At 69.0% G+C, this 9,869-nt stretch carries 8 protein-coding genes; 1 reads left to right on the top strand and 7 read right to left on the bottom strand.

All coding sequences use genetic code 11. From position 1 onward, the window contains the following. The 5 genes from VEG08_13085 to selB form a co-directional block, all read right to left on the bottom strand. Window positions 1-775, bottom strand: a 775-nt coding sequence (locus VEG08_13085; protein HXZ28920.1) for a hypothetical protein, incomplete at its 3' end; no start/stop codon positions are given. A gap of 91 nt (window positions 776-866) precedes the next feature. Then, window positions 867-1,301 carry a hypothetical protein gene (locus VEG08_13080; protein ID HXZ28919.1) on the bottom strand — a complete coding sequence of 145 codons (435 nt, stop codon included), beginning with the start codon at window positions 1,299-1,301 and terminating at the stop codon, window positions 867-869. Window positions 1,302-1,936: 635 nt separating this feature from the next. Further along, window positions 1,937-3,280: a methylenetetrahydrofolate--tRNA-(uracil(54)-C(5))-methyltransferase (FADH(2)-oxidizing) TrmFO gene (gene trmFO / locus VEG08_13075; GenBank protein ID HXZ28918.1), complete on the bottom strand. Its 1,344-nt coding sequence runs from the start codon at window positions 3,278-3,280 to the stop codon at window positions 1,937-1,939. 3 nt (window positions 3,281-3,283) lie between these two features. Further along, window positions 3,284-3,784: a GNAT family N-acetyltransferase gene (locus tag VEG08_13070; GenBank protein HXZ28917.1), complete on the bottom strand. Its 501-nt coding sequence runs from the start codon at window positions 3,782-3,784 to the stop codon at window positions 3,284-3,286. 103 nt (window positions 3,785-3,887) lie between these two features. Continuing rightward, window positions 3,888-5,783, bottom strand: coding sequence for a selenocysteine-specific translation elongation factor (selB, locus tag VEG08_13065; protein HXZ28916.1), 1,896 nt, complete (start codon window positions 5,781-5,783; stop codon window positions 3,888-3,890). A 278-nt stretch (window positions 5,784-6,061) separates the two neighbouring features. On the opposite strand from selB, the gene VEG08_13060 reads away from it, so the two are divergent. Then, on the top strand, window positions 6,062-6,919 hold the full coding sequence (locus VEG08_13060) for a hypothetical protein (protein ID HXZ28915.1): 858 nt from the start codon (window positions 6,062-6,064) through the stop codon (window positions 6,917-6,919). On the opposite strand, the gene VEG08_13055 is transcribed toward VEG08_13060, so the two are convergent. After that, entirely contained in the window at window positions 6,920-8,473 is a 1,554-nt protein-coding gene (locus VEG08_13055; protein ID HXZ28914.1) for an RDD family protein, read from the bottom strand. Window positions 8,474-8,531: 58 nt separating this feature from the next. Continuing rightward, a partial coding sequence (locus tag VEG08_13050) for a glycosyltransferase (GenBank protein ID HXZ28913.1) occupies window positions 8,532-9,869 on the bottom strand: 1,338 nt, incomplete at its 5' end.

Raw genomic sequence — 9,869 nt, 5'->3', positions numbered from 1 at the left:
TCAGGATCACGATGAGGGTGATGATGCCGAAGATGAAGCCGGCGCCCAGCGCCAGCACGATCTTCATCCCCACGTAGGCGGCGTAGGAGGAGCCTTCAGCGCGCAGCATGGGCCAGAGCCGCCGCCAGCCCTCGATGGGCCCCACCTTCTCCAGCGCCATCACCGGCACCAGGAAGTCTTTGGAGAAGACTCCGACCAGCGCGCCCGCCACTACCAGCAGCACGAACACCACAAACAGCAAGATGCCTCCGAGAACCAGCAGGGCGACGTGGTCTCCCGGACTGCGAAAGACCCCAGCCCGCCAGGCCAGCAGCGCGGGCAGGCCCAGCAGCAGGGCGGCAGCCAGAAGCATGGCCAGGGCCACGCCCGCCTGCCACCAGAAGTAGCGGCCGCCGTCGGAGAACCAGCGCCGCCAGCCTTCGCGGATGCGGTAGCGCCCGGTGACGATCACGTCGAAGAGGATGAAGCGGAAGACGCTGTTGAGCAGAAGGAAGAAAGCGAACAGCAGCGTTCCCACCACCACCAGCGCCACGACGAAGAGCGCGATCTGGGCGGGGTCGCCGGGCAAGGCCAGGAGCTGGTCGCCGCCCTGGTGACCGTGGGTGTTGACGGGGATGCGGAAGTTCCCTGGGCCGCCTCCCGAGCCCGAGACCTCTCCCGCCAGCAGGGAGATGATGGCCAGCCGCCACCACATGGCGAAGCGGAAGGGCTTGAACAGCAAGTCCTTGGTGCGCTGGAAGCTGGGCGAAACCACGTCCACGGCGGAAAGCGGCACGGCAATCCTCGGCTCAGGCTTGGGTGGAACGCGCGCAAGCTAACCCGGACGGGGGAGAGGAGTCAACGGGTTTTTGGAGCGCCGTGGCCAGCTAGCGGTGGCTGATCTGGCAGCGGTTGTAGGCAGCCTGGTCCTGGCGTACCTGTTGCACCAACTGCTGGTACTGGGCGGAGAGGGCCTGGCAGTCCGCCCCGCTCGCATCCTGGCCGCAAGCCGCGCTGCGCTGCTGATTGAGCTGGGCGAGCTCCGACTCCTCCTCTTCCACCTGGCGCAGCAGCCAGGCGCAAGACAGGGACGCGCCCTGGGAAGTGCTCTGCCCGCAGCCCCAATTCGACGGGTGTAGCTCGCAATCAAAGGCTTCATTCCGTTCGGGCGGAGCCACGCATTGGTTCACCACCGTCGCCAACTGGCCTCCGGGGCAGGGCACACAGCTTCCGCCCTGCTGGACGCCGTGCGGATAGCAGGGATTGTGGGGGAAGGCCTCGGGGCGGGCGTTCCTCTCCACCGGAGCGGTCGGCGTCGCCACCGGGTTCTTCCCGACACCCGGCGCAGGCACCCCTGGCGCGGGCGCCACCGGCGAGGCCGGCGGAGTCGGGGGCCTCTTATCGGGCTGCTTGCCGCCGGGAAGGGGCGGGCGGGGGGGACCATCGTCGAGCACGGGCGCCACGGAGGAACCGCGGGAGCTGCCGCTCGCGCCACCGGAGCCGGATGCTGAGGCGCCGCCGGCCGAGCCCGAAGAATGCGAGCTGCCGCTGGCGCCGCGCGAGGTGGAAGCCCCGGAGCTGCCACTGCTCCCACCGCCACTCGAGTCGCGGGAGCTGGAGGCGCCGGAGCTGCTACTGCTCCCACCGCCACCGTAGTCGCGGGAGCTGGAGCCGCCGGAGCTGCCGCTCCAACTGCCACCGCCCGAGTCGGAAGAGGATCCGCCGGAATAGCCGCCGCCGGAGGAGCCCGAGGAGGAGGAGCCCGAGCTGCCTCCACCGCTGCTGCCGCCACCACCCGCAGACTGGGTTGCTTCACGCTGGGCAGCGGCCGTGAGAGTCAGAGTGGCAAGGAGTGCGAGGGCCCAGAGGGTGTGGCGCATGAGACACCTCCGGCAGAGAAAGGAGTTCCTATTCAGTTAGAACCGTCCGTGCCGGGAGAGGTTGTCCGCCAGGACCTTCAGTGGTTGGGAGCGACCGTCAAGGTCCGCCCGCAGGCGGCCAGCCACCCCTCGAAGTCGCGCAGGGCGCGCTCGCACTGGCGACGATGGCGCTCACCGCGGTCGCGCACCTTCTCCCCCAGCGGCGGCAGCAGGTCGAAGGTGATGTTGGCAGGCTGGAAGTTGGCCGCGTCGGCGTGCGTGATGTAGTGGACGAGAGAGCCGAAGGCGGTCGCGCGGGGCGGCGGCACCGGTTCCGCACCTTGGGCCAGGGCGGCGGCGTGCATCCCGGCCATCAGCCCGGTGGCGATGGACTCCACGTAGCCCTCGACCCCGGAGATCTGCCCGCCAAAGAGCACGCGCGGGTGCGCCTTCATCTGCAGGCTCTCGCCCAGCAGGGCGGGGCCGTTGATGTAGGTGTTGCGATGGATCTGCCCGAAGCGCAGGAAGCGCGCGTTCTCCAGCCCGGGGATCAGCCGCAGCACGCGCGCCTGTTCGCCGAACTTGAGGTGGTTCTGGAAGCCGACCAGGTTGTAGCTGTCGGCGCGCAGGTTCTCCTGGCGCAATTGGACCACGGCCCAGGGCTGGCGGCCGCCGGGATCGAGCAGCCCCACCGGCTTCATCGGGCCGAAGCGCAAGGTATCGCGCCCGCGCCGCGCCAGTTCCTCGATGGGCAGGCAGCCCTCGAAGTAGTTGAGCTTCTCCCAGTCGTGGCCGGCGACGGATTCGGCCGCCACCAGCGCATCGTAGAAGCGGTCGTACTCCTCGCGGGTCATGGGGCAGTTGATGTAGTCGGCGGTGCCCTTGCCGTAGCGGGCCGCCTTGTAGACGCGCGCCATGTCGATGGAGTCGGCCTCCACGATGGGCGAGATGGAGTCGTAGAAGTAGAGGTGCGCGCTGCCGGATAGGCGCGCGATCTCCTGGGAGAGCGCGTCCGAGGTGAGCGGGCCGGTGGCCACGACCGTGAGGCCTCCGTCCTCGTCGATCCAAGTGACCTCCTCGCGGCGCACGGCGATGAGGGGCTCGCGGGAGAGGGCCTCGGTCACGCGGGCGGCGAAGGCGGCGCGGTCCACCGCCAGGGCGTGGCCGGCGGGGACGGCGGTCTCGGCGGCCAGGCGCATCAAGAGCGACCCGGCGCGCCTCATCTCCTCCTTGAGCAGCCAGGGAGCGGTGTTGGGCGCGTCGGACTTCAGCGAGTTGGAGCAGACCAACTCGGCGAAGTCGGCGCTCTGATGCGCGGGGGTGGGGCGTGCGGGGCGCATCTCGCAGAGCACGACCGCCAGGCCGCGGCGCGCCAGTTGCCACGCCGCCTCGCTGCCTGCCAGGCCGGCGCCGATGATCCGAACTGCAGTCTCAGGTTTCACGTTTCAGGTTTCAAGCCGCGCCAGGCGATCCAAGGCCTCGCCCTGCACGCGCATGATCAGCCACTCCCGCAGGGTCTCCGCTCCCAGGGACTTGTAGAACTCGATGGAAGGGGTGTTCCAGTCGAGCACCTCCCAGGCCAGGCGGCCGCAGTTTTCCTGGCGCGCGATCTGCGCCAGGCGCACCAGCAGGGCCTTGCCGATGCCCTTGCCGCGGAACTGGGGGCGCACGAACAGGTCCTCGAGGTAGAGGCCGGGGCGGCCCTGCCAGGTGGAGTAGTTGTGGAAGAAGAGGGCGAAGCCGGCCGGCTGCGCGTCCCACTCGGCCAGGAGCACGCGGAACTCGGGGCGAGGGCCGAAGCCGTCGCGCAGCAGGTCGGCCTCGGTGGCGGCCACGGCGTCGGGCTCGCGCTCGTAGGCGGCCAGCTCGCGGATGAAGGCCAGGATCAGGGAGACATCGGCGGCGGTGGCAGGGCGGATGGTCAGCATGGACGTTCCGGGTTTCACGGTTCAAGTTTCAGACGAAAGCCGACGCATCGCAAGAGCTAACCACGAAGGGCACGAAGGAACACTAAGGAAAAACCTCCGTGAACCTTCGTGTCCTTCGTGGTTAGAGAATCACCCGCTCGTCGCCCACGCGGCGGGTGACGCGCTCGCGGTCCAGCCATTCCAGCAGGGGGATGGCGTACTTGCGGGTGATGCCGGTCAGGTCCTTGAACTGGGCGACGTTGAGCTTGGGCGTGGTGGCCTTGGCCGCGGCCATCATGCGGCGCAATTCGGCCAGGGCGTCGCGGTGGAAGACCAGCTCCTCGGTGAGCTTGACCAGCACCTTGTCGCGCAGCAGCAGGGTGACGATCTTCTGGGCGCGGGCGCGGTCTACCGGCAGGGCCGCCAGCACGTCCTTGAGGAAGGGCACCTTCAGCCCGGCCTGGGAGAAGGCGCGCTCGATGATCAGCTTGGCTTCGGCTTCTTCGTCCTTGAGCACGACGCTGCGGCCCGCCAGGCGCACCTGCTCGCCCTGGATCTCGATGGCCCCTTGGCGCACCAGCGCTTCCAGCACTCCCTGGAAGACGGCCACGGGGAGGCCGCAGCGCACGCGCAGGTCTTCCTTGCTGATGCCGGCGACCAGGGGGTTGCGGGCGTGGAACTCGGCGACGGCGTTCTGCACCAGCTTGCGGGCGGCGGCGTAGGCGGGCACGTCGGTGAGGTGGTCGCCGTGGCGAACGATGCGATGGACGGCTTCCAGCGGGCCCACCACCGCGAGGGCGCGCTCCTGTGGCCAGCCCATCTCCGCCGCCAGGTCGCGCAGCTCCAGGCCTTGCAGTCCGCGCCGGGCCAGGCGCGCGACCACCATCTCGGCGGGGTCGCCGGCGGCCAGGGTGGCGAGGAGCTGGGCGCGGTCCTCCTGTTTGGGCAGCGGCTCGGCGTCGAGCACCACCCCACCGCCGATGGTCACCACCGGGGAGAACTGGCGCAGGATGAAGCGGTCGCCGGGCAGCAGCAGGATGGGTGCGGCGAGCCGAAGCTGCGCGAAACCCGAGCCCCCAGGCTCCAGTTGCCGCGCCCCGTGCAACACGACTTCGGCCACGATCTCGGCGGTGTAGGCGTGGAAGTGGACGCGGGCGCGGTCCTTGAGCGGCCGCGCCGAAGGCAGCAGCGCCAGCGAGACGTCCAAGCGCCGGGTGGGGCGGAAGAGCCCGGGAGCGGCCAGGGTCATGCCGCGGGCCAACTGCTCCTTCTCCACGCCGGCCAGGTTCAGCGCGGTGCGCTCGCCCGCAATCGCCTGCTCCGCGGACGCGTTGTGCACCTGGATGCCGCGCACCCGCAGCCGCTGTCCGGCAGGGAAGAGCTCGACCTCCTCTTCCTTCTTCACCGAGCCCGAGACCAGGGTGCCGGTCACCACCGTGCCGAAGCCCTTCATGGTGAAGACGCGGTCGATGGGCAGACGGAAGGGAGCGGCGGAGTCCTTGGCGGCGGCTGCGGCGGCGGCGCGCGCCAGCTCGCGCCGCAACTCGTCCAGCCCGGCGCCGGTCAGGGCGCTGACCGGGACGATGGGGGCGGCGGCCGGATCCAGGAAGGAGCCGCGCAGGAACTCCTCCACCTCCAGGCGGACCACCTCCAGGGTCTCGCGGTCCACCAGGTCGGCCTTGGTGAGCACGGTGAGGCCGCGGCGGATGTCGAGCAGGCGGCAGATATCGAAGTGCTCGCGGGTCTGGGGCTTGATGCCCTCGTCGGCGGCGATGACCAGCAGGACCAGGTCGATGCCGCCCACGCCAGCCAGCATGTTGCGCACGAAGCGCTCGTGTCCGGGGACGTCCACAAAGCCCAGGCGCAAGCGCTCGCCCTGCGGGCCGGGCAATTCCAGGTGGGCGAAGCCCAGGTCGATGGTGATGCCGCGGCGCTTTTCTTCTTGCAGGCGGTCGGCGTCGATGCCGGTCAGGGCTTTGACTAAGGCGGTCTTCCCATGGTCGATGTGGCCGGCGGTGCCGACGATGACGGACTTCATGGCGCGACCAGTGTACCGCGGAGGTTTCCTGGAGTCCGAAAGGCAGGAGAGGGGACGCGACCCCGAAGGGGGCCCAGAAAGCCGCCGGTTTGCGGCCTTCTGAGCGGCCCTGACGTACCCGTCAGGGCATCGTGCGTTGACTACTACCTTTGGATGCCGGGAAGCGGGAAATGGTTCCCACGCTCGGGGGGGCGATAGTCGTTGCCAACGACTAAAAAGTTACCTCCGTCACTTCCCTGATCCACCCCGCTCCTGTATAAAAGAAACACAAGAGAAACATGCGAAAGCAGATACTCGCCATCGCGGCGTTGGTGTGGGCGCTTGGGACGCCCGGGGTGGTCCTGGCTCAAGGGCCGTCCAGCCTGCGCTCCGAGCTGCCCAGCCGGTTGCCGGAGCCCAGCACCAACCTGGTTCTGCCGGTGCGCCCAGCGCCCTTGGAACTGGTGCCGCCCAGCGCGGCCGTGCGCCTGGCCCCGCAACTGGCGCTGGAGTGCTATCAGCGCAAGCTGCAGGCCCAGGCCCAGTACCTGGCGGAGTACTCGGCGGCAACGACCATCCGCGCCGAACTCCCGCAGAGTTCCCAGCAAGGCGAGTTCGAGCTCACCCGCCACTACACCGCGCCTAACAGCCTGAAGTTCAAGGCGGTCAAGTACAGCGGCGACGGCTTCGTGAAGTCCAACGTGATCACCCGCCTGCTGCAGTCGGAGGTGGACCACGTGGCCAAGGGCGAGAGCGCCCTGACCGCCATCAGCCCCGACAACTACAAGTTCAGCTACAAGGGCACGGAGCAGGTGGACAACCAACCCACCTACGTCTATGAGGTCAAGCCGCGGCAGAAGCGCTCCGGGCTGTTCAAGGGCAAGATCTACCTGGACGTCTTCACCGGGGGGCTGCGGCGGGCCGAGGGCGAGATCGTGAAGTCGCCCTCCTTCTGGGTGAAGAAGATCGAGTTCGTGCAGGAGTATGCGGACTTCGGCAGCTTCACCTTCCCGGTGCACATGCGCTCGGTGGCCAGCACTCGCCTCATCGGGCAGGCGGTAGTGGATGTCACCACCCGCGATTACAATTCCATCTCCCTCGCCGACCTGACCTACGGACTGCTCAATACCGCCGGGCCTTCCCTCCAGGGCAAGTAGTCACTTCACTTCGAACTTCGCCTCATAGGTGAGAGTCTTGCCGGCGGCATTGTCGCTGATCACGTACTGCTGGGTGTAGCTGCCCTTGGCGGCGCCGGAGGGCAGCGAGATGTAGCCGTGGTAGGGGATGTAGAAGGTGGCGGGGTGGTAAGGGAAGCTGTCTTCGGTGACGTCCCAGTCGGGCTTGTCCATCAGGACGTCCCCGTTCGGCCCCAGCAGCTTGAAGGCGATGTGCAGGTTGCACTTGTCCTGGCTGAACTGCAGGCCGAAGAGCGAGAAGCGGTAATAGACGGTCTGCCCGGGCTGGTAGACGGCGGGGGTGAGGGCGGGGCCGTCCTGCGCAGTCGAGAACTGGAAGTCGCGGAGCTCGAGCTGGCTGGCGGGCGCCAGCGCCGGGGCCTCCACGGTGAAGCCGGGGAAGAACTCGGCGTCGCGGCTGCTCACCCCGTCGTGCATGTGGATGGCGACCTTGTAGGCTCCCGGCGGGTAGTACGGCTTGAGGGGAAACTGGAAGGTCCCTTTGATGGGCGAAGTGGGGTCCAGCGCCTGGTTCAGACCGGTGGTGAGGGTCTCCACGGTAGCGCCGCCGGGATCCAGCAGGGTGATGGTGAAGGCCAGGTTGATCTGATTCTGCGGACCCCGGGAGGCGCCCTGAAGCTCGTAACTGGCATACACCTGGTCGCCGGGGTGGTAAGGGCCGGCGGGACGCAGCGGGCCCTCCTTGCTCTCGCGGAAGGAGAAGTTCACCAGGGCATAGTCGCCGCTGGTGAAGCCGGCGGGGACGGCGCCGCCACCGGCGGTGGAAGCCGGGGCGCCGGTCGCGCCCCCCGCGGGCAGGGGCGCGGTCTTGTGGATCTGGTAGGCGTACCACAGGCAGCCGCCGATGGCGGCCAGCCACAGCAGGGCGACGGCGCCGCGCAGCGCCTTTCCCCAGGCGCGCTGCACCACCACCGTGCCCGCCAGGTGATCGCCCACCCGCTGCCGCAGCCGGGAAAACAACGCCACGAAGAAGCCCAGCAGGTAGAAGAACAGGCCATCGATCAGGCGGGCCAGGTTGCGCACCAAGGAAGCGGCCAGGGTGCAGGCGGAGGCGTCCTTGCGCCGCACCTGAATACCCATCGCGGCCTTGCCCAGGGTGGCTCCGAAGAGCCCCTCCATCAGCCAGAAGTAGAGGAAGCCGGCGGCCAGGGCCAGCCCCAGGGGCACGAGGGCGCGCGGCCCTTCCAGGCTGAAGCCGGTCTCGGTGACGCCACCCCAGCGCGCCGCCGCCCACATGCCGATGAGGGCGAACAGGGCGGCCTGAAGAAACCCGTCCAACACCAGGGCGAGGAAGCGGTCACCCAGCCCGGCCAGGCGGTACTTGCCTACATAGACGTCGCTGGAGATGGTGGCCACAGGGGCCGTGACGGGTGCCGCGGGAGCGCCTCCGGGCGGGGCCGAGGGCGCCGCGGGAGCGGGAGCGGCGGCAGCCGCTGCCACCGGCAGGGCCGCGCCACAGGCCGCGCACTTCTGGGCTTCGGGAGCGTTCTGCGAGCCGCAGGCGGGACAGAACATGGCGAGGCTTCCTCCCCAGGACCGCATTGTAGCTCCGGGGAGGGCCTGCGCGCCGGGCTCAAGCCGCGCGCAGCGGCGGCACCAGCCCCAGCAGCACCTGGAACATCACCAGGTAGCGCTTGGCGTTGGTGGTGATGAGGAAGTTCTCGCGCACGTGCTCGCGCCCGTCCTGGCCCAGTTGGCGGGCGAACTCGGGGTGGGTGAGCAGATAGCGGATCTGATAGGCGCAGCCCTCCACCGACTGCACCAGCACCCCGGTGAGCTTGTGGATGATCTGGGTGGGGATGCCGCCGACGGCGCTGCCGATGACCGGCTTGCCCTTCCACAGGGCCTCAGCCACGGTCAGGCCGAAGCCCTCGCGCAGCGATTTCTGTATCACCAGGGTGGAGGCGCGCTGCAGGGCGTTGATCTCCAGCGCCGACCAGGGCGGCAGGTTGAGGATGAAGATGTCGGGATCGTCGCCGGCGGCCTGCTCCACCTCGGCGAGCACGGCGGCGCCTTCGGGATCGTCCTTGGCCCCGCCCCCGGCCAGCACCAGCTGGCAGTCCACGTACTTCCTGGCCTGGCGGTAGGCCTCGATCACCCCCAGCGGGTCCTTCAGCCGGTCGAAGCGCGAGATCTGGGTGACGATAGGGCGGGAGCGGTCCAGCCCGAAGTCGTCGCACACCTTCTGCACGAAGCTGTCTTCCAGCTCTTTGTTCTTCTCCGAGAGCGGGTCGATGCAGGGGTAGAAGAGGAACTGGGGGATGGGAAGCTGGCGCGCGAAGGCGGGGGAAGAGAAGATGGCGGCGTCGTAGCGCTCCACGAAGGGGCGCAGGAACTCCCACACCCCGCGATGGGGGTTGGAGAGATCGATGTGGCAGCGCCAGGCCCAGCGCCCGCGGCGCGGGTCCCGCGCCTGGATGAGCGCGGCCGGCTGGGGATCGTGGATGACGAACAGGTCCTCCACAAACTCCATGCGCTGGCGGTTCTGCTCGTTGGCGGCCAGGAAGAGGTCGCGGGCGGAGGCGGTGAACTCATACTCGCCCCCGTGCAAAGCGTTGTGGAAGGCCTTGGTGACCTCGAAGAAATCGTCGCCCCCGGTGATCACCTCCCAGCGGGTGGGAAGCTCCAGCTCGTTGAGGATGGGCACCAGGCGGTTGAGGATCTCGGCCACGCCCCCGCCCATGGCGGTGGAGTTGACCATCTTGACGGTCTTGCCGCGCAGGCGGCTGGCCAGGAAGTGCAATTCGTCCAGTTCGGGGCGCCCCAGGATGGGCTCGTAGTCGTCCAGCTTGGGCGGAGGCGGAGGCGTGGGCGGGGTCTCAGGCAGGCGCGGGGCGCGGCGCCGCTCCGGTCGAGCGGCGGGCGCGGCCGGGGCGGGACTGGCCACCGGCGCAGGGACGGGCGGGGATTT

It is taken from the genome of Terriglobales bacterium (genome assembly GCA_035624475.1).
In the GTDB taxonomy this organism is placed as follows: domain Bacteria; phylum Acidobacteriota; class Terriglobia; order Terriglobales; family Acidobacteriaceae; genus DASPRL01.
This window is presented reverse-complemented; position numbering and strand designations above follow the sequence as displayed.